This is a genomic window from Nocardia sp. NBC_01327, from assembly GCF_035958815.1.
In the GTDB taxonomy this organism is placed as follows: domain Bacteria; phylum Actinomycetota; class Actinomycetes; order Mycobacteriales; family Mycobacteriaceae; genus Nocardia.
Genome location: NZ_CP108383.1, coordinates 4,644,528 through 4,663,153, shown reverse-complemented (window position 1 = coordinate 4,663,153; position 18,626 = coordinate 4,644,528). Strand labels below are relative to the sequence as shown.

The following is an 18,626-nucleotide window of genomic DNA, read 5'->3' as shown; positions in this document are numbered from 1 at the left end:
GATATTGCGGCTCCGCCGCCGGTTGTCTACAGGTGGCTGTGTCAGATCAGGGTGGCACCCTACAGCTACGACCTGCTCAACAATTTGGGACGAAGGAGTCCTCGTACGCTGACACCGGGATTGGAGCAGCTCGAGCTTGGTCAGCGATTCATGACACTGTTCAGCTTGGTCAGCTTCGTCTACGACGAACATGTCACAATACGTGTGAGTCACTGGATCGCGCGATTGCTGCTCGGGGATTTGGCGATCAGTTACGTCATTCGTCCGATTGGGGCTGAGGGCACCCGGCTCATTGTGAAATTGACCCTTCCCCGCGCGAGGGGGCTCGGCGTGATCAAGGAGTATCTGTTGGGATGGCTGGACCTGTTCATGATGCGCCGAGAGATGATGAACATGCGCAATCTCGCCGAGGGGCGTCGAGGCGGCGTCCTGGCCCGGGTTCGGTCGGCCCGCGATGACCAATTGCCTCGACAGGCGAGTTGAATACTGTCATCGTCGTGCGGAGCCGCCGGCCTCGACGGATCGGCCACCGAAGACGGCTCGCACGGCCGCCTCGTCGCCTTCGATGTCGATGAGTTCGCGGACCTCGTCGAGTACGAGTGCGCCGGCAGCCAGGCCGAGAACGATCGAAGCATCAGCGCGCACAACAGCATCGAGATCGCGACCATCCGGCTCGCCGACATCGATGCCCGACGGTGTCGCCCGCACCTGGACCAGCTCACCGTCGATCACGATCGCCACCGTCGATGACCCGCGGCCGGCCGGCCTGCCGCTGAGCAGTGCCGGTAGCGCGATGACGAGCCACTCGGCGCGGAAACCGGCGGCCGCGGGCGCGGGCGCCATCAGCGGGGTGGACCAGCGGATGAGGCTCTCGATCGGCTCCCGAAGCCCGGTTCCCCACGGGGTGAGGGCGTAGACGACGGAGTTGCCCTCCACGGCCAGCCGCCGCGCGACTACGCCAGCGGCCTCGAGGTCGCGCAGCCGCTCGGCGAGCAGGTTTGTGGACACGCCAGGAAGCTTGTCCAGCAGCTCGCCGTATCGGGCGGCAGCGATGAGGAGTTGGCGGACGATAAGCAGATTCCACCGGTCACCCACGACGTCGAGAGCCCGCGCGAGACCGTCGTACAGGTCGTAGCTTCGACTCACTTCTACCCCTCGACAATCGCAGGTGCCGGTGCCGCCGCCCGCCGTCTCACCCGACTGCTCCCGCAGTTCCGGGGAATCGCCGGGCTGCTGCACGGCGTAGGTCACATGGGTGCGTCGTTGGTGCGTGTGTTGTAGGTGCCCAGGCCGATCACGGCTGCGACAAGGATGGCGACAGCGCTGGCCAACAATGCGCGATTGAATCCGGATGCCAGCGCTTCGGGCGGAGGGGTACCGCTGGCCAGCAGGCTGGTTGTGCGCGAGGTCGCGATCGTGGTCAGCACCGCGAGACCGAGCGCGCCACCGAGCTGCTGGGAGCTGTTCAACAATGATGCCGCGAGCCCTGCTTTATCCGGCGATACTCCGGCGTTGGCTGCGTTCGTGATCGACACCAGGACCGTTCCGAGGCCCACACCCATCACGAGCATGCCGGGCAGCAGGTCGGTCACGAAGTCGCCGTCGACCTGCAGGCGAGACAGCAGGAAGACACCGACGGATGCGACCAGCGATCCACCGACGATCAGCGGCCGGGTCCCGGTGAGCGGAATCAGCTTGGTCGAGCCACCGGCTCCGAGCCCGACGGCGAACGTGACCGGCAGATAGACCAGACCGGTCCGCAGTGCGGAGTATCCGAGCACGTTCTGCATGTAGAGGCTGAGGAAGAAGAACATCGACAGGAATCCGGCGATCGCGAGCAGCTGGGTAGCATCGGCGGCCGCGAGCCCGCGGACCCGGAAGATAGACAACGGCATCAACGGATTCGGATGGCGATGTTCGTTCACCACGAATGCGAACAGGAGCAATGCCGCGCACGCAAGACGAAGGATCGTGCTGAGCGAGTTCCAGCCCGTGTTGGGCGCCTCGACCACTGCGTATACCAGCAGCAGCATTCCCCCGGTACCGAGCACGGCGCCGGCCGCGTCGAAGCCCCCGCTCGGCGCGCGATGCCGATCGTCGGGCAGCAGCCGATAGATCGCGGCGAAGATCAACACGCAGATGATCGGGTTGATCAGCAGCACCGAACGCCATCCGAACGCCTGGGTCAGCACACCGCCGAGCAGGACCCCGGCCGTCGAAGCCAGGCCGATCATGGCCCCCCAGACACCGAGGGCCCGATGCCGATCGGATCCCTCCTCGAAGGTGGTCGTCACCAGCGACAGCGCCGCCGGCATCATCAACGCCGCACCGGCGCCCTGGACGAGGCGGGCGCACACGAGCATCGACGAGGTGGTGGCAAACCCGCCGACCAAGGATGCGAGGGCAAACACGACCACGCCGATAACGAGCACTCGCCGGCGCCCGATCATGTCTGCCGCGCGCCCGCCGAGCAGCATGAAGCCGCCGTAGGTCAGCAGGTAGCCGGTGGCCACCCACTGCAGGCCCTGCTCGGAGAAGTTCAAGTGATGCTGCATCGAGGGCAGCGCCACGTTCACGATCACTGAGTCCATGAAGTCGAGGAAACCGACCGAGCAGAGCAGCACCAGAATCAGTTTGCCGCGTGTGGTCGAGAGAACGGATGGATTTTCCACCGCGTGATTCATGACAAGGTGCCTTCCCTTACTGAGGATAAGTACTTCGAACTAGTGGCTCGGTACCGATTCCAGCTGACAGGAATCCCCGAGGGGAAACCTGTGCAAAGCACACTCGAAATGCCCTCCGATGCTGTTCCGTTTGATAGTGAGAAACTCAGACGCCCCAGCCCGGAGGGCACTCTACTTATTTCGGACACGCTCGCCCGAATTCCCATCTCGGTGGATCGAGATCAGGGCGCGCATTCTCGACTCGTCAGCGCGAGGGTGACTACGCTTGCGGCGGGATGAAAGACATCCGGTCGAAGCACAGTACGGTCTCGACGATCTTGCCGTCGCGAATCGTAAAATGTTCCGCAGTCGGGGAGGTAGAAGTCTGCGGGGTGTGCGGGTAGTAGAAGAGAACTGCATGATCGTCGTCGCCGAAAGCTGCCAAATCCTCGAGCCCGGTCAGCATCGATGCGAATCCGCCGAGGAACGCCCGGTACTGTTCCTTACCCACGACATCCGCGCCGGGTGCTTTACAGACCATGTCATCGGCAATGTATTGCATCGCCCCGTCGATGTCTCCGCTTGTCCAGCATCGGTGATATTCGAGAACGGAGTCCAGCGCGGTCATCTGCTGCTGAGTCATATTATGTTCCCCTTCGCAATGTGGTTGTTGTTCCTGCACTCGAAGTACGATTTCCCACCGCTCGAACAGCGACAATGTCTATGGAACAAATCGGACCAACTTGCGCCCGACCAGACCGCCCCTGATGGCGGGAGAAGAACTCGGCCGATAAGTCGCCGTCCAACACAGTTCCCGTCCAGCTCGACGAAACGACTCTCGAACGGGAACGGCTCATCGTCCACCCGATCGGGACGTTCGGCTACAGGTTGCACAGCGGCCATGCCCTCATTATCCTTGCGGAGGCGGCTTGAATAGTCAAGTTGACACTAAAAACTAAAGCTTCGCAGGTCAGATGCCTCGCACGATCCCGCACGGCCTACGGGATCTCAGGTTTGCGGCAATGTCGCGACACAAAGGTTGACCTCGGGTTTCAGTGCGCCGCCGCAGGCCGGAACGGTACTCCAGGATGGGCCGTCGACCCCCTACGCCGGGTCGGTCCCAAGATCCGACCGGGAGGTATAGTCAAGCGAGTTGGAAAAGGTCAAGCACTCGAGGGGGTCGCAGCAATGAGCAAGCGGTCCTACGGCCAGTATTGCGGTCTGGCTCGGTCGCTCGATGTCCTGGGCGGCCGGTGGAGCCTGCTCGTCGTGCGCGAACTCCTCGACGGGCCGGCTCGGTACAACAGGCTCCTCGAGGGTCTCCCCGGAATAGCCACCAATCTGCTCGCCGAACGCCTGCGGGAACTGGAACAAGCCGGCGTGGTCCAACGCTCGCTCGACGCCGACAGCAACAGCGTGGTCTACTCGCTCACACCCTGGGGTAGCGAACTCCGCGGCGTGGTCACCGGACTGGTCAAGTGGAGCACTCCGCTCATGATCTCCGGACCCCAAAGCGATACCTTCCAGACGCATTGGCTGTCGGTGGCGCTGAGTTCCCTCCTGGACAACAAGCACACCGACGAGCCCAGGGCCGTCGGCCTGGAGGTCGACGGGACGCTCATCACGGTGCGTACCGACAAGTCAGGCATAAGCATCGCACTCGATGACGATGCACAACCCGAAACCGTCCTTCGCGCAGAGCCTATGGTGGTTTTGGGCCTGGCGTCGGGAATGCTCACAGCCGAGCAAGCGATCGCCGCGGGTGAATTCCGCGGCAACAAGAAGGATCTCGCCGACGCATTGAGCCCCGGCTGACAAGCCAGGAGATCAGGTGCCGACGCGCGACACCGTCCCGCTGCTCGCCAGGCCAGCCCATCGAAGCAGTCGGCCAGCCCAGGCCTGGCGAGGATTTAGGCCGAAGCTGCGCTGCAGCCATCGGCACATCTGCCGAGACTAGCGGCATTCTCGCGGCGTTGATTCACGGTTCTGGATGATGTCCTCCTCCCATGGTTGTGTTTGATCGGCCGGTCCAGGAACGAATCGGCGACAACAGGATTCGAGGACAGCGGACATAGATCAACCGGAGATCGGTTCGAGGTCAACATCATCGAGCCGCCGCGGCATGACCACGTCGTACTGAGCCGACTCCGCCGGAAGGGAAGCCTGCCGTCCGCGCATCGCCTTAGCCAGCGCAGCCTTCTGATCATCGGACGACTCGGAGAGTTGTTGCCGCACCTTCCCAGTAATAGCTTCTTCTCGCGAACAGACTGTTCGGCCGCAATTCGATTCACTTACGTGAGGCGAAAGACGGTCGTAAGTCACCTCTACTTAGCTGAAGGACACCTCGATTCGTTTATCGAACACAGCTTGTCACTATTTCTAGTGAAGGAAACGAAATGAGTATCAGTAAAAAGATCACCGCTGGAGAACTGGACGATCTCACGTTTCACGGCAAGCTCGAGGACGGGCATCTGGTGCCCGGCGGTCTGCTCGGCGACCAGGACGCGATGGACGACATCGAGGTCGGCATCTACGTGCTGGAGAAGGACGGCACGCTGATCGCCTGCAACAAGACCGCCATCGGAGCCTGGGGGCGCAGTCCTGAACTGGGCACGAGCGAGAAGTACTGCGGAGCGTTCCGCCTGCGTTACCCGTCCGGTGAGATCATGCCGCATGAAGCGGCCCCGCCTTCTGTGGTCATCAACAACGGCGGCGCCGTCCGCGACGCCGACGTCATCTGCGAACAGCCCAATGGTTTCCGGTTGCTCGCACTGGTCAACGTTTTCCCGATCCGCGACGAGTCCGACCAGGTAGTAGGAGCGGTCAATATATTCCGCCACAACACCACCAAAACCGTTCCAGGACTGCTGGAGTCGGCAGGCATCGGCTGAGCACCATTGCACAATTCACGCAACGCCGCACCGCGGCAGGAACCGCCTGCTGGGTGCGGCGTTCCGTACGTCCGGCTGCAACCCGGTAAGAGCCTCAACCAGAAGCACCGGTCAGGCCCCGACCAGAAGCAACAGCACGCGATGACGTGCTGCGGTGAGCGCGCGGTGAGCGAACCGGCCAGCACTGGCAGCTGGATAATCCCACATCCACCGATCCAGCATCATCGGCTCACATCGACACGGCAAGATCGGGGCGGCGATCGCTGCCCTACCCCATGGTGCACAGCTGGCAACAGCCCCACCGCGCAGACTATGAAGAACTATCCGACTGGCGCGTGCCGGTCGTAGCGAGAGTAGCCGTCCGCTGATCCGCATGTTCGGCAGCGGTGCTCGATCGTCGACGGGAGCATCGACCGAATAGCGGTGGGACGCGGGCGTTCGCCGGCGACAATCAATCAGGCACTGAACGTGCCGAGATATACCCGAAAATCAATGCAGATATCTCACTTTTCCATAGTTCCAAAGGAATGCCCGATAAACGGCGAAATTCAGAATCTCGAGCCTAGAACACCTCGCTGAAAACTATTTATTGACCGCAGGCTGTCCCAGGTTTTGGAAGAATTGGTATGCCGCGAGGATACCGAAGGTCCTGGCCTGCATCACTTGGCCAGGACGCTCTCCATGATGCTTCGGATAGGCCACACGCCGTCCGGCTGTGACTCGATCGCAGCTCTCAGCGTGGACTGTCCGACAGGAAAGGATCGGTCGGACAGTCCACGACGATCCCGACGTAGTCCCCGAATCCCACGAACGCGATGCGCTCACCGGTGCGGATATCACGCAGCTCCACCACAGCGTCTTCGCTCGTGCACCACGACCCCTCGACGACTTCGACCGAAGGTAGGTACCCCGACATCTCAACAGCCAACTCAGACCAAAAGAGGTCCCCCACGGCGATACTCCTGTTCATCACATCTATTCCGCGAGAACAGTACTCACCACCCGCGACATCCAAGTTCAACTAGTTCTTTCCGAAGCGCTGCATCGCGGTTGAAACCGGCCGTGGAAGATGCGAGGCGTCGTTGTCCCCCGCAGTCGCCAGCGGTCCGCTTCACCCCGCTGGCCGGTTCGGTCAGCGCAGTCAGCGGCAGATGCGGATGTTCTGAGCAGCACTCTGACCAGGGGCGACCACCGCATACGGCCTTGACCGCGCACCATTGCGAGGACATTGCCATGATGGTTCGCATGACTGACAACTCTCCGGGAACCCTTCCGGCACTTACCTTCTCGCTTACCGCGCGCGACGGCGACCAGACTGTGGAGATCGAAACGGATCGGCATGTCTATCCCGAGGCGCTCATCACCAACACCGGATCGGAACCGATCGGTTCGCAGCCTCTCGTGGTGACGCTGTCACTGTGCATTTTCGAGTCCCCGAAGGTAACCGTGGACACTTCCAGCCTCGACGAACCGCTGGAGCTCGAGGGCGTGATCTCCGAAGACGGAACAGTATTGACCGTCTCCGACGTGCCGTTGAACCTGGCCGCGAACGAAGTAGCGGTGCTGGCACCCGACGTCGCGGTCTGGGGCGCTGGAGACCTCACCTCGCCGTGGGTGAACTTCGAGCTCGGCACAGCCCCGTTTGCCAGCGGCAGAATCGAATATTTCGCGCGCCCTTCGCCGTAAGCCCTGAGGCCGGCCACGCGACGAGATACGGCCGGGAACGACATTGTGTTGTTCCCGGCCGCAGCTGTATTCATGCACGATATTCGGCAGTTGCGGACGTTTGGAAGCGGTGGTGGCCAACCAATTTGGGCGGCCGACCAACGCGCGGGTCGCGGCATGAGCGCGCATTCGGGACGGGTACAGGGAGCCCTCTGTCATGCTATTCGGGCGTTTGCGGGGGCCAACTGCAGTAGATCCAGTCTTTGTGGCTGGGGTCTGTGTAAGCAACCATCCCCTCCCCGCAACTTCTCTCCTCCCAACGCCCGTTAATGCACTGCAAGTAGAGGGGGCTCGTTCCGTCTGGAAATTTCGTTTTGTAAACGTCGCCGCGACAGGGTTCGCCTGGTGTAGTCATGTCCGAGAGTCCTTCCTAGCGAGGTGTTCTCGATGATCATCGCAGTGGCGGTGCTAGTTCGTCGGAGTGTTCGCAGACCGGTGCCCAAGCTTGACACGTCATAGCACGATCTTTGGCATGAGCGCGCACCTGGAAGTGCTGTCGGCCAACCAGTTTGGGCGGCCGACCAACGCGCGGGTCGCGGCAGATCAGTACGTTGCCGATGATCGAGATAATCTCTGCCCGTTGATCTTCGCGCCTGCCGCGTGACCGCTTCGAACCACGCAGCTCGCGGCAGGCTCGTGCATCAATTCGACGGATACTCCGCCACTCGACGGATACTGCGCCACGCTGCCGGCACTCGTTCGCGACGAGGCCCCCATTGCAGCCGCGCTTCGCGCAGCCCACGGAGGGCAGGAACAGCCGGGCGGTGCACCGCTGGTCCGGTTCTGAGATGATCTCCGCGACAACGTGTTTGCCGCCCGGACCTATCGAGGGGAATCCTGTGAAGGAATTCTTTGTGAATGAAACGTTGCTGTCCCATTCCGATGCGTGGAAAGTGGCGAAAGAGGGCGAAGTAGGGACAGAGGGCGATGGATTTCTCTGCAATCTTCAGACCTGGGAGGAAGAGGACAATCTCAGGGACCACTTGCTTCTCCGCGGCCATGGCGGTCAGACGCTGTGGATAGGTTCGTGGAAGGAGGACCGGGAGGCCGTAGTGCCCCAGTTTGAGTGCGACGAGGAGCGCGTGTATTTCACGGGCAGTTCGACACCCGATCAGGCATGGACGATCACCGTCCACAGTCTGACCAGAGTTGTGATGGAGCTGCGGCCTGTCACCGATCTTTTGAAGTCCGTCACCGAGCTCGAGATATAACGTCGTACCTGGTGCGAGCTGACTGTTTTCGGGAGGATCAGCTCGCACGCCGGCGAGTGCAGCCGCCGGGAAGGCGGGTCCGAATTCGGTGGGATGCTCTCGGCCAGTTGACTTTCGGGGCGCTGCGATGGCCGGTTCCAACCGCGCGGGTCGCGGCAGGACAGTGTGTTGGCGGCCTGGCCGGACAAGAGCATCGTCCGGCCAGCCGTCAGGGCTACGCCCGTCCGCGGTCCGATGAGGGTGACCACGTTGCCATCGCGTTCGGATGCGTAGTCCAAACTGGCGTCGTAAGTCGATGTTGAGCACCGTTGGTGTGATCATGATGCGCGACTTCCATGCCGCATGTATCCGACTCTCATGGCACACCGATCATGAAGCCAAAGTCTCTATCGTCGTGCCCGGTCGATGTCCACGCAACAGGCATCACGGCATGAGGTGGTGGCAGCCCGCTGAATGGTGTTGTGCGGCAATAGCCAAAGTCCGGAGTCGTCGTCGGCTGGACGCCCGCTGTCCGCCTCTGGGATGATCTTCCCGCGAGTCGCCCGTGCGATCCGCCCGCTACCCGGCACTGCCGTAGCCGCGGACTTCCCGTCGACCGGCCGGGCGCCGGAACAGGAGACAGTCACCATGTCCGATATCACCCGGGAACCCGACGACGAAACCCCAAGGCAACCGCATTCTTTCCTGCTGCCCTTCGAGCAGACCCTGAGCGACCGCACGCAGGGCATCGGCTCCCTGGGGGATCTCGCCCAACAGCGCACGGACTCCGGCACGGATTCTGCCTGGCCCTTCCCCGCAGATGACCAGGCCGCCGACGGTGCAGCGGACTCGCAAGCTCCCGACCAGGTTCAAGGTCTCGAGTAGTCATCGGCTTATCGTGCACTGAAGCGGCTCGGGTTCACCTCGAGCCGTTGGTCTTCGGCGGAGCGCTGCCTACCGCGCCGGAACACGCGGGTCGCGGCATAGAAAGACGTTTAGGCGTCGGTGTCTGGACGAGGGAACGTCCTCCTGATGCGCTAGTCGGGCTTGATGTCCCATCGCAGGAGGAGGACGTTCGATGAACAACGGTAGCCGCTTGTCCCGGGGTGATCGCAACCGCAACGCGCGCCTGATCCGGTTGCGGACCTTGGTGCCGGTGACGCATGCGCTCGTCGGAATCGATCTGGCCGATCGCAAACAGATGGTCGTGGTCACCGATCACGACTCGAAAGTATTGGCCCGCAGAACATTCCCATGCCGCGCGTGGGACCTCGGGGCCGCGTTGGACCGGGCCCGGCAACGCGCTGCTGCGGCGGGCTTCACGGGTGTGACGGTGGCGTGTGAGCCGACCGGGCATCGGTGGCGGGTGCTGGGCCAGCTGGCCGCCGACCGTGGCATGGCATTTGTGTGCGTGCAACCGTCGATGACGGCCTGGTCGCGGCGTGCCGAAGACCTCACCTGCGACAAAACCGACGAGAAGGACGCAGTCCTCATCGCCCGATTGACCGCGCAGTTGCGTTGCTATGAGCCCGAGCCGGTAGATGAAATCTGGGGCAGGTTGCGGCATCTGGGGATCCGCCGTGAAGGGTTGTTGGTCGATATGGTCTCCCAGGTCCAGCAGATCCGGGCGTTGCTCGAGTGTGTGTGGCCGGCTGCCCTCGATGCTGCTCGCCAGCCGTTTCGTTCGCGCTCGTGGGTCGCGGGGATGCGGGTGATCTGCGGGCGCGACCACGGCGATCTCGCTCGAACCCGACGCCTGGGACCCGCCCGGTTCGAGCACGCCGTTCGCCGGGAAGTCGTTCGCGCGGGTGGGCAGAAACCGGCACTACGGATCATCCGGAATCTATTTGCGGCCCTGAATGATTCGGCCGGAGTGACCGCGCACCGGACGGGTGCGCTCGAACGGGTGCTGTTGCTGTTGCAGGACTGGACCGAAGACAAACGAAGGCTGGTCGACACCGAAACACGCATGCTCGCGGTTCTCGACGAACTCGAACTCACCGCACTGGTGACCTGGATCGTCGGGTTGTCGGCGGTCGGAGCGGCAGCGATCCTTGTCGAAACCGGTGATCTCACAAGGTTTCCCACCGCCAGAGCCGTGGTCAAACACGCCGGGCTGGCGCCACGGGAGAAACAATCAGGCACGTTCACCGGTCGCAGCAAACTCACCGGCCAGGGCCGACCAAGCCTGCGCCTTGCTGCGGGGTGTGGGGTGTGGGGAGCCCAACGCACCAACCCGGTCTATGCCGCCCGTTATCGGCATCTGACCAGCCGGGACACCAATCCGCTCACTCCCACCCAAGCTCAGGCCGCGATCGCCGCGGCGATCCTGCGGCACCTGCACGCCGTCGTCACCACCCGACAACCCTGGGACCCGCATATCGCTACCCATGGAACGAAACCGGTGCCCACCATGAACTCGGCGGCCGCCTGAACGGCGGCTTGTCGAGCGGTCGGTCGGGGCGAGCCCCACGCGGCATCGAGACACTCCGTGATCTCGTCGCTCATCACGGGCAGCCCCGGCCTGTCGTCACCTCAACCCGATTACACGCTGCAGGGCTACCAGCCCCATTACTGCTATGCCGGGACGACGACAGACCAGGGGCACCGACCCAAACCGCTTGACACAAAATGCCTTACGCTGATGAGCGGACGCTCGATTCAGAGACCCGCGCAGCTGATTCGGCCTTACACGATCCGCCCGCCAGCGGGAGGCATGTTGTCTGGTTCCTCCGGCGAGTTTTTCAAATCTTCGTTGGATCCCTCAAGCTTGGGGAAGAACTTTCCGGTCTCCAGGCCACTCTCGAACGGGCTTCCCGTCGCCGAGTTCGTGGCATCCTTCTCGGGCATATCTGGTTCCTCTCGCGATTCGATGAATGGCCCGAATAGCGTACCCAGCACCGACTAGTTCTGTGCTGCAACGAGTTAGCGCGTCTCAATATCCGAGAATCGGCATGTGCGGGCATTGGGAAGCGCTGTCTGCCAGTCAGTTTGGACAACCGACCGACGCGCGGGACGCGGCAGATGAGTACGTCCCGCGAAGGATGAATCGTGCTCGGATGTCTGTGAAATGATGGTGGTTTCAATGGCTTTCGAGAAAGGCTCGCTGTGTCGAACGAATCGCAGGACGACGTGCAGTTGACCTACACCCCGATCACGGTCGATGACAACCTCGCCGCGCCTTCCGGCACCGACGACGTTCTGGTCTCCGTCGACTCGACCCCACCCGGTCAGAACAGTTTCCGCGCACCGTATTTCATTGGTGTCGACGATATCGTCACAGATGAGAGCCTGGCTCGGCATGGTGAAGTCCTGACAGTGGTCGTGAGCTACGACGACTTGGCGGAGGGCGATGACATCGCCCTCTACAGCGACCCGGGCTCGATCCCCGGCCCAACACACACGACCAGCCGTGACCAAGTCTTCCAAGGTGTGAAACTTCAGTACACACGTGCGCAGCTCACGAGCCTTGGCAATGGATCGCACAAGTTCTACTACACCGCCACAGACCGTGCCGGAAACATTGGCGGCCCGTCCGATACCGCAGCGATCGAGCTGAATCTGTCCAGCTCGTAGGGATCGAGGCGGATACGCAGCACCGAACTCAAAGTGGTCCAGCGATCTGCGCCGGACCGCCCTCTCGTCTCGTGGGCAACATTCCCCAACGACCTCAATTCGGCTAGATAGAGACTGGTGTCAGGATCAGGTCCCGGCCAGGATTTGATCCAGGTGCCCGGTGGGATGCTCCCAATATTCGGCTGCCCACCATCTGGTTTGGTGTGGCTCTCTTCTGGCTTGCTTCCCACCGGGTGCCGTGCAGGGAGTGGCTGAAGAGGGGCCTGCCCCAAAGCTCGATCTAGCGGTGCCCTCCCGCACGGACACCATGTTTGGCCGACACGGGAGGAACCGGGCGATGACCGTAATCATCGGAATGGATCCACACAAACGCTCCGCGACCATCGAAGCCATCGATTCCACCAGCAAGGTGCTGGCCACGGGCCGATACGGCACCGACACCACCGGCTATGCGGAAATGCTCACTGCTGGAAGGCAATTCCCGGATCGTGTCTGGGCGGTCGAGGGATGCAACGGCATTGGCCGCCACCTGGCGCACCGGCTGGTCCACGACAGGGAAATCGTGATCGACGTGCCTGCGAAACTCTCCGCACAGGTACGGGTCTTCGCGACCGGCAACGGCCGCAAAACCGACCCGGTCGATGCCCACTCGGTCGCCCTGGCCGCGTTGCACGCACCGAATCTGCGCCGAGTCGAAGCCGACTCGGAACTGATCGCGCTCGGCATGCTCGCCGACCGCCGTGACGAACTCGGCCGCACCCGCACCGAAACCGTGTGCCGGCTGCACCGGCTACTGCTGGAGTTGATTCCCGGTGGCGCCAAGACATTCCTGTCCGCCCGCCAGGCCCGCGAACTGATCGCCCCGATCACACCAGCAGACGCGGCCGCGCGGGTCCGGCTGCGTCTGGTCGTGGAATTGATCGAGGACCTGGAAACGATAGACCGCAAAACCAAAGCCGCGGACAAAGAACTGCGGCAGCTGGTCACCGAGCGAGGGTCCACGCTGATGGACCTGCACGGGATCGAACCATCTTCCGCGGCAAGACTTTTGGCCGATACCGGTGATATCCGCCGGTTCCGGGACCGGGACCGGTTCGCGTCCTGGAACGGGACCGCACCCTTGGACGCGTCATCAGGTGATCAACAGCGGCACCGGCTTTCCCGGGCCGGCAACCGCAAGATCAACCGGGTGCTGCACATCATGGCCATCGTCCAGCTCCGCAACCGCACCCCGGGCAGGGTCTACTACGACGGCCGCAGAGCGGGAAAACCTCGATGGAAGCGATCCGAGCGCTCAAACGCCGACTCTCGAACGTGGTCTACGCCCAGATGCTCACCTATCAGCGACGGCGTGATTTGGCAGGCCCGGGAGGGCAATCGGGAACGACTCTTGACTCCAGCGCGACCGGTTCCAACCCGCACACCGATCCTTCGGACAAGCCACATCCCGGACCCACCACACAGGCTAACCCCACACCCGCAGCGACGTCTTGACATAGAGGGGTGCCAGTAGCGTGCGTTGGGAAGCGCTGGCGGCCAACTGATTTGGACGGCCGACCAACGCGCGGGTCGCGGCATGACCGGATACCTGCGCGATCGGCCCTATTCGCCCGTGTGACCGTCGAGTTGTTCCCTCAGTAGGTCTGCGTGACCGTTGTGGCGGGCGTACTCCTCGATCATGTGTATGAGAATCCAGCGCAAGTTGAAATCGAGACCGCTGGGCTGGTGGGTACCTACAGTGTCGAGGGACTCGCAGTGAGCTACCAGTGCACGCGAGCGCGCACATTCCTCGTGCCACAAGCGAAACGCCTCATCCACGTCCGCATCCGCGACATCGAAGTCCACGTCCTCGGATCGGTCCGCACGCCAGTAGAACGCGGGCGCGTCCACGCCACCGAGGGTGCGGGCGAACCAGCCTCGCTCCACGTCGGTCATGTGGCGGACAAGTCCGAGCAACGACAGCTTCGACGTTGGCACCGCCTGCTGACGCAACTGGGCAGCCGAGAGCTCTGAACACTTCCACGCCAAGGTTTCTCGCTGGAGTTGGAGAAAACCGGTGAGCGTCTGGCGTTCTCCGGAAATCCGAGGCGGTTCTTCCCGCTGGACCGATATCATTCGATCATTCTCGCCCGGACTACTGCGGTCGGCATTCCGAAGATCGCTGCCCTCGACCGCCAACAGTCCTTCAGGTCCGACTACGCAGCAGATCCGACGAGGTCTCGCGTTGGCCGGTTCACTCAGCGCGACATGCGGCAGAAGAATGCTTTGCAGATCATCGAGATTGCTTCAGCCCATTGATCTTCGGGCGTTCTTCGTGACCGCTCCGATCAGCGCTGGAATTCGGCCGACCCGGCGGAAATCCCGTTCAGCAACCGCTCGAGGAAGGTGTCGCATTCCGCTGGCACCGGATACTTGGAAGCGCATCCCATGCCCTGCATCATCGCAGAACCGGCCGAGAGGACCGAGCTGCCGGAGTCCGCGACGGATTGTGCGCCTGGAGCCGCCACGGCGGAACCGGCCGAAACCGCGCTGATCAACCCGCCCGCGAGAACAAGAATTGTGAGACCACGTTTCACGCTTACCTCCAGATTGTGTGCTGTGCCGGGCAAACGCTAACCGCCCAGCATAGTGAAATGTCGACGATTCAACTAATCCGTATGCCCCGACTTCCTGGGGCATCCGATCTCGTTCCAGCGTGCGCGCGATCAGGCGACGGCGAAACGCGCGGGAACTGAGTTCGGCAGGCACAGAACCGGTTTCGGCCAGCACCCGGCTCAGCGGAAGCGCTCTGCTGGTAGATCTTCCGCTGCGCCGCGATGGCCGGTTCTGTCAGCGCGATATGCGGCTAGTAAGAGACTGGTGTTAGGATCAGATCCCGGCCAGGATTTGATCCAGGTGCGCGGTGGGGTGCTCCTCTTATGCGGCTGCCCACCGTCGGAATTGGTGTGGCTCTCTCATGGCTTGCTTCCCACCGGGCGCCGTGCACCTGACAGCCGTAGCCGGTGGAATCTACATTCGCCCGGAGAGCGAAACCCGACACACGAGGCGACAAGATCATGGCGTTGTCCCGACGAACCAAGGCACACAGTTCAACCCGCAAGCGTCGCTGTGGAGTTCGAGAGGGCCGCATACCCGGCTCCGCAGTCTGATCTTCGAAACCGCCGCCGCCACCGTGTCCAGCCTTGCCCCATTGCGATGGTGCCGACCACGCTGTGGAGCAGATCGGTGAGGAGAACAAATCATCCTGCCCTGGAAGCACTTCCACGATTCCGGACCACTGAAAATCAAGTTGTCGAGATAGCCGAGCGATGCCTACCCTTGTCTTCCATAGACTTTTACCTGATGAGGAGGCTACGGTGCCAGCTATCTCACGCGCCGATTTCGCCGCTACGCGGGCGCGGATCGAGCGCGCACACGCTGTGCGTTCCGAGATGGCCAAGCTGCTGAACGAGTCCTCCACGACGTTCTACGTAGAACGAAGAGCAGTCGGCGACCACATTGTGATCGAGGCACATGCAGAGCCCCCGATTATGGCAGGCATCGTGTTCGGCGACTGGCTAGCGAACATCCGAGCAGCCCTGGACTACTCGTTCTTCCAACTCGCGATTCATGACGAGCAGCGAGATCCGCCGACTCGCCCACGGGATCGGCAGTTCCCCATCACTCGTACCGTAGACGACTTCGACAAGCTCCGAACCAAGGACGTGTTCCATGGAATGGCGGCCGATACCGTCGGCATGATCGAGTCGATGCAGCCGTACCACACGAAGTACGGCGCGGACGGAAACGCATTGCTCTGGCTGCACGACCTGGCACGCAAGGATCGCCATCGGCGACCCTTCACTATCGGAACCCTCGTCAAGTCATTCAACGCGAAAATTCAAGCCCCCTACGGAACCAACGTCATCAGCTACGACCTATTCGACCCCACGAAGGCTCCGCCGCTCGTCGGCGGAGGCGAGTCCTTCGTTCTGGGGCGACTGCACTGCAAGAACGACAGCATTCCGAAGTGGCTGAAAGATGGTGTAGAACTGGACATCGAGCACCACATCGAGCTTCTCGATTGGTTCCGCGAGGCCCATACGTCGGGCATAGCTGCGAACATCCGTAACGACAGTCTCCAAGTCCGTATGGAGTTCATTGAGTACTACATGGGTCTTGTGGTAGACGCCTTCGAGGAACTGACAGGCAACCGAAAGTAGTCCACACCAAGCGGTTTGGGAGTACCTGATCGGTGCACACACGTTTCGAACAGACGACATCGACGCCAGCTGCCCATTCGCATTAGTCTGAGCGACGGAGTTTCTTCCCCGGGTACATGGGTAGTCAAGCGCTATCTTCGGCCCAGTGGCAAGCGGAGGTGAATGCGTTGACGACACCGCTGTCATCGTCTCCCGGCGACGAGGCGCAAGTGCTGGAGTTCGACCTCGAAACGACACCGGGTCGGTGGATACGCGATGCTGTACGAGAGCTACTGGCTCCTGACACCAGCGTCGTCGTAGAGGACGCGCTACTTGTCGTCGACGAGATGGTCGCCAACCCATACGAGCACGGAAGCCCACCGCGGCACTGCCAACTCGCGCTCCGCACTGCCCCGGCTCGGCTGCGAATCGAAGTCGAGGACTGCGGAACCGGCGACCCCCACCTGCGCGTGCCCGATCGGACCGGCGGGCGCGGAATGATCCACGTCGATAAACTCGCGACCGAGTGGGCGGTCATCCGGTATGAGGGATTCAAAGTCGTCTGGGCCGAGTTGCCTCTGGATCGACCACACTCTCCCCCGATGGCCACCGCATCATTATCGGAACAGGCCGATCCCACAAGCGGTTCGTAGGCGCGAATGCCGCGCCGCTGGACACATCCAGACCAAGGGTCCGCCGATATCGATGCAAACAGCCATGCGGATGATGAGACAGCTCGGCTGGCCGAAGGGCTGGACAGGCTATACAGTGTGGTCAAAGCCCCAGCTATCGCTGGACCACCTGATCGAACGTCATGCCCAGTATGACAGCAACCAGATCGCTACGCTTCAGACCGATGCGGGCCGAGAACGAACGACACCGGAGCGGCCACAGCAATTACGTTCTTGCTGATTGCGGTAGCTGCCTCCGCAGAAGAATGATGCGTAAGGATCGTTATGCGCTTGACCAGGCGTGCAATGCTGGGCGCCGTCGTCGCTGCGCTACTTTTCCCAAGCACGGCATGTGCCCCTCGGGACCGTCCGAGCACTGTCGGCGCTGACGTACACCCGACAGCCGTACCAGCACCGGACTACGCTTTTCCCGCCAAGTGGGCAGGTGACTTCTCATTCCAGTGGAGCGTGGCTGATGGCGTCGACCTGACAGCACCCGAAGCCACTTTCGTGCGTGCGTTCGCCGAGGCCAAGCGGCTGGCTTTGGCTGTAGGCACCGACCTCTCCTACCCGGGTTTCAGTGACGCGGTCTCCGATGTCGATTGGCTTCATATTCCGTATGGCGGCGCGTATCCCTCGGGGGCGGCACAAGGTGATTGGAAGCTGCGCTGGGCCGGCACTTTCCGGGCGCGAATACTCCAGATTCAGCCCCGCCCGGACGGGTTCGCTGCGGCCTATTGCCTTGACTTCGGAGCTGTTGCAGAGTCCGAGGACGGCGGCGCGACGTATCGCTGGGCCAGAACGGGTGACGCGGGCGAGCCGCAGCGCGGCTGGACAACTTGGCTGACCGCGCGGTCTGTTCCCGCAACGCACACATCGCAGACACAGTCACCGATTCGAGAGAGCCTCGACCGCGCGCCTCGCTACAACTCGTTCGACGGATGGCTTGTCACCGATGCCTGGGGACCATCCGCCCGAACACCGACCGACACTGTTCTCTCCGATGCGTGCACCACCTGGACTCAGAAGAATGAGGAGGCCGATGGCCGGCAACCAGGCACTCCGGCCAATCCCCCACCGGTTTCCCAGACGCCCTTTCCCGGTTGGCCGGGTCGCCCACGCGAATAGACCTGCACGGCTGCGATATGCAATCGAATCGATTGCACAACAAAACTATTCGTGACAGTACGTCGCAAAGAAGCGATGGTTGCCGAGCCGGCCGACGTCGCGCACCGACCGCGATATCAAGCGCTAGCTGCCGATTGACAATCGAACCATCGGCAACGTGTCCACGGGAGTGCCGGTGGCCTGCTCGATCGTGCCCCGCAGTCTGCTCCAGGCTTTCGGGTGCTGGTGGATGTATCGCTGCAGCGTGTCAGCGGATTCTGCCTCGGTCATGGGTGTGGCGGTCGCGGTCACCCCGTTCCGGGTGCCGATCGACAGGTGCACGCGCGGATCTGCGGCGATATTGCGGTACCACTGGGCGCCGACGCCGAACCCGGAGACGACCACGTACTGATCGGGTGCCGGGTGGTCGACGACTTCCAGGACCACATACCGCTGGGCGCCGCTGCGGCGGCCGGTGTGCTGCAGCATCAGCATCCGGGAGCCGAAGAGAAATCCCAGGCGGGCGCGGTAGAGGGCAATCGGGGCGCGAACGACCCATCGGGTGTGCAGCGCTCGGGCACCGAGTTTGGCGGCAAGGCCGGGTGCGGTCATTATCGTTCTC

23 protein-coding genes are annotated in these 18,626 nt (G+C 62.3%); 14 read left to right on the top strand and 9 right to left on the bottom strand.

The window, feature by feature from the left end:
• The first annotated feature begins 120 nt into the window (after nt 1-120).
• A complete protein-coding gene (locus OG326_RS21320; protein ID WP_327138852.1) occupies nt 121-483 on the top strand; it encodes a hypothetical protein in 363 nt (120 codons plus the stop codon).
• 6 nt (nt 484-489) lie between these two features.
• Here OG326_RS21320 and OG326_RS21315 read toward each other — a convergent pair whose 3' ends face one another.
• From OG326_RS21315 to OG326_RS21305, 3 genes are all read right to left on the bottom strand, one after another.
• A complete protein-coding gene (locus OG326_RS21315; protein ID WP_327138851.1) occupies nt 490-1,251 on the bottom strand; it encodes a winged helix-turn-helix transcriptional regulator in 762 nt (253 codons plus the stop codon).
• Nucleotides 1,248-2,684, bottom strand: a complete 1,437-nt coding sequence (locus OG326_RS21310) for an MFS transporter (RefSeq protein WP_327138850.1) — start codon at nt 2,682-2,684, stop codon at nt 1,248-1,250. The genes OG326_RS21315 and OG326_RS21310 overlap by 4 nt, the downstream gene beginning before the upstream one ends.
• 259 nt (nt 2,685-2,943) lie before the next feature.
• Nucleotides 2,944-3,306, bottom strand: coding sequence for a nuclear transport factor 2 family protein (locus OG326_RS21305; protein WP_327138849.1), 363 nt, complete (start codon nt 3,304-3,306; stop codon nt 2,944-2,946).
• Nucleotides 3,307-3,851: 545 nt separating this feature from the next.
• Here OG326_RS21305 and OG326_RS21300 point away from each other — a divergent pair.
• Nucleotides 3,852-4,478 carry a winged helix-turn-helix transcriptional regulator gene (locus OG326_RS21300; RefSeq protein ID WP_327138848.1) on the top strand — a complete coding sequence of 209 codons (627 nt, stop codon included), beginning with the start codon at nt 3,852-3,854 and terminating at the stop codon, nt 4,476-4,478.
• 261 nt (nt 4,479-4,739) lie between these two features.
• Here the strand turns inward: OG326_RS21300 and OG326_RS21295 are convergent, their stop codons facing one another.
• Nucleotides 4,740-4,898, bottom strand: a complete 159-nt coding sequence (locus OG326_RS21295) for a hypothetical protein (RefSeq protein WP_327138847.1) — start codon at nt 4,896-4,898, stop codon at nt 4,740-4,742.
• 161 nt (nt 4,899-5,059) lie between these two features.
• Between OG326_RS21295 and OG326_RS21290 the strand changes: the two genes are divergently transcribed.
• On the top strand, nt 5,060-5,554 hold the full coding sequence (locus tag OG326_RS21290) for a PAS domain-containing protein (RefSeq protein ID WP_327138846.1): 495 nt from the start codon (nt 5,060-5,062) through the stop codon (nt 5,552-5,554).
• A gap of 733 nt (nt 5,555-6,287) precedes the next feature.
• Here OG326_RS21290 and OG326_RS21285 read toward each other — a convergent pair.
• Nucleotides 6,288-6,524, bottom strand: coding sequence for a hypothetical protein (locus tag OG326_RS21285; RefSeq protein WP_327138845.1), 237 nt, complete (start codon nt 6,522-6,524; stop codon nt 6,288-6,290).
• 263 nt (nt 6,525-6,787) lie between these two features.
• Between OG326_RS21285 and OG326_RS21280 the strand changes: the two genes are divergently transcribed.
• The 5 genes from OG326_RS21280 (at nt 6,788) to OG326_RS21260 (ending at nt 10,903) form a co-directional block, all read left to right on the top strand.
• Nucleotides 6,788-7,240 (top strand): hypothetical protein, encoded by a 453-nt coding sequence (locus tag OG326_RS21280; RefSeq protein WP_327138844.1) that lies wholly within the window; start codon nt 6,788-6,790, stop codon nt 7,238-7,240.
• Nucleotides 7,241-7,751: 511 nt separating this feature from the next.
• Nucleotides 7,752-7,883 (top strand): hypothetical protein, encoded by a 132-nt coding sequence (locus OG326_RS21275; protein ID WP_327138843.1) that lies wholly within the window; start codon nt 7,752-7,754, stop codon nt 7,881-7,883.
• Nucleotides 7,884-8,118: 235 nt separating this feature from the next.
• Complete coding sequence (locus tag OG326_RS21270; protein WP_327138842.1) at nt 8,119-8,490, top strand: hypothetical protein; 372 nt, start codon at nt 8,119-8,121, stop codon at nt 8,488-8,490.
• A 522-nt stretch (nt 8,491-9,012) separates the two neighbouring features.
• The gene (locus OG326_RS21265) at nt 9,013-9,354 is read left to right on the top strand and encodes a hypothetical protein (protein WP_327138841.1); all 342 of its coding nucleotides are present in this window, start codon (nt 9,013-9,015) and stop codon (nt 9,352-9,354) included.
• Nucleotides 9,355-9,547: 193 nt separating this feature from the next.
• Nucleotides 9,548-10,903 carry an IS110 family transposase gene (locus tag OG326_RS21260; protein WP_327138840.1) on the top strand — a complete coding sequence of 452 codons (1,356 nt, stop codon included), beginning with the start codon at nt 9,548-9,550 and terminating at the stop codon, nt 10,901-10,903.
• A 254-nt stretch (nt 10,904-11,157) separates the two neighbouring features.
• Here OG326_RS21260 and OG326_RS21255 read toward each other — a convergent pair whose 3' ends face one another.
• On the bottom strand, nt 11,158-11,319 hold the full coding sequence (locus OG326_RS21255; RefSeq protein WP_327138839.1) for a hypothetical protein: 162 nt from the start codon (nt 11,317-11,319) through the stop codon (nt 11,158-11,160).
• A gap of 258 nt (nt 11,320-11,577) precedes the next feature.
• Between OG326_RS21255 and OG326_RS21250 the strand changes: the two genes are divergently transcribed.
• On the top strand, nt 11,578-12,045 hold the full coding sequence (locus tag OG326_RS21250) for a hypothetical protein (protein ID WP_327138838.1): 468 nt from the start codon (nt 11,578-11,580) through the stop codon (nt 12,043-12,045).
• A 160-nt stretch (nt 12,046-12,205) separates the two neighbouring features.
• The gene (locus tag OG326_RS21245; RefSeq protein ID WP_327138837.1) at nt 12,206-13,558 is read left to right on the top strand and encodes an IS110 family transposase; all 1,353 of its coding nucleotides are present in this window, start codon (nt 12,206-12,208) and stop codon (nt 13,556-13,558) included.
• A gap of 89 nt (nt 13,559-13,647) precedes the next feature.
• On the opposite strand, the gene OG326_RS21240 is transcribed toward OG326_RS21245, so the two are convergent.
• The gene (locus tag OG326_RS21240) at nt 13,648-14,160 is read right to left on the bottom strand and encodes a DinB family protein (protein ID WP_327138836.1); all 513 of its coding nucleotides are present in this window, start codon (nt 14,158-14,160) and stop codon (nt 13,648-13,650) included.
• Here OG326_RS21240 and OG326_RS21235 point away from each other — a divergent pair.
• Nucleotides 14,089-14,343, top strand: a complete 255-nt coding sequence (locus OG326_RS21235; protein ID WP_327146771.1) for a hypothetical protein — start codon at nt 14,089-14,091, stop codon at nt 14,341-14,343. The genes OG326_RS21240 and OG326_RS21235 overlap by 72 nt on opposite strands.
• 29 nt (nt 14,344-14,372) lie before the next feature.
• Here OG326_RS21235 and OG326_RS21230 read toward each other — a convergent pair whose 3' ends face one another.
• Complete coding sequence (locus OG326_RS21230; protein WP_327138835.1) at nt 14,373-14,621, bottom strand: hypothetical protein; 249 nt, start codon at nt 14,619-14,621, stop codon at nt 14,373-14,375.
• Between the two features lie 780 nt (nt 14,622-15,401).
• Here OG326_RS21230 and OG326_RS21225 point away from each other — a divergent pair.
• From OG326_RS21225 to OG326_RS21215, 3 genes are all read left to right on the top strand, one after another.
• On the top strand, nt 15,402-16,247 hold the full coding sequence (locus OG326_RS21225) for a hypothetical protein (protein WP_327138834.1): 846 nt from the start codon (nt 15,402-15,404) through the stop codon (nt 16,245-16,247).
• Nucleotides 16,248-16,414: 167 nt separating this feature from the next.
• Nucleotides 16,415-16,879, top strand: a complete 465-nt coding sequence (locus OG326_RS21220) for an ATP-binding protein (RefSeq protein ID WP_327138833.1) — start codon at nt 16,415-16,417, stop codon at nt 16,877-16,879.
• Between the two features lie 486 nt (nt 16,880-17,365).
• Nucleotides 17,366-18,025, top strand: a complete 660-nt coding sequence (locus tag OG326_RS21215) for a hypothetical protein (RefSeq protein ID WP_327138832.1) — start codon at nt 17,366-17,368, stop codon at nt 18,023-18,025.
• Nucleotides 18,026-18,148: 123 nt separating this feature from the next.
• Here OG326_RS21215 and OG326_RS21210 read toward each other — a convergent pair whose 3' ends face one another.
• Nucleotides 18,149-18,616, bottom strand: coding sequence for a nitroreductase family deazaflavin-dependent oxidoreductase (locus OG326_RS21210; protein WP_327138831.1), 468 nt, complete (start codon nt 18,614-18,616; stop codon nt 18,149-18,151).
• Nucleotides 18,617-18,626 lie beyond the last annotated feature (10 nt).

Bases quoted from the DNA above. Each gene is read 5' to 3' on its own strand.
- OG326_RS21310 (WP_327138850.1), bottom strand. From the start codon at position 2,684: ATGAATCACGCGGTGGAAAATCCATCCGTTCTCTCGACCACACGCGGC.
- OG326_RS21305 (WP_327138849.1), bottom strand. From the start codon at position 3,306: ATGACTCAGCAGCAGATGACCGCGCTGGACTCCGTTCTCGAATATCAC.
- OG326_RS21300 (WP_327138848.1), top strand. From the start codon at position 3,852: ATGAGCAAGCGGTCCTACGGCCAGTATTGCGGTCTGGCTCGGTCGCTC.
- OG326_RS21290 (WP_327138846.1), top strand. From the start codon at position 5,060: ATGAGTATCAGTAAAAAGATCACCGCTGGAGAACTGGACGATCTCACG.
- OG326_RS21285 (WP_327138845.1), bottom strand. From the start codon at position 6,524: ATGAACAGGAGTATCGCCGTGGGGGACCTCTTTTGGTCTGAGTTGGCT.
- OG326_RS21280 (WP_327138844.1), top strand. From the start codon at position 6,788: ATGATGGTTCGCATGACTGACAACTCTCCGGGAACCCTTCCGGCACTT.
- OG326_RS21275 (WP_327138843.1), top strand. From the start codon at position 7,752: ATGAGCGCGCACCTGGAAGTGCTGTCGGCCAACCAGTTTGGGCGGCCG.
- OG326_RS21265 (WP_327138841.1), top strand. From the start codon at position 9,013: ATGATCTTCCCGCGAGTCGCCCGTGCGATCCGCCCGCTACCCGGCACT.
- OG326_RS21260 (WP_327138840.1), top strand. From the start codon at position 9,548: ATGAACAACGGTAGCCGCTTGTCCCGGGGTGATCGCAACCGCAACGCG.
- OG326_RS21255 (WP_327138839.1), bottom strand. From the start codon at position 11,319: ATGCCCGAGAAGGATGCCACGAACTCGGCGACGGGAAGCCCGTTCGAG.
- OG326_RS21240 (WP_327138836.1), bottom strand. From the start codon at position 14,160: ATGATATCGGTCCAGCGGGAAGAACCGCCTCGGATTTCCGGAGAACGC.
- OG326_RS21210 (WP_327138831.1), bottom strand. From the start codon at position 18,616: ATGACCGCACCCGGCCTTGCCGCCAAACTCGGTGCCCGAGCGCTGCAC.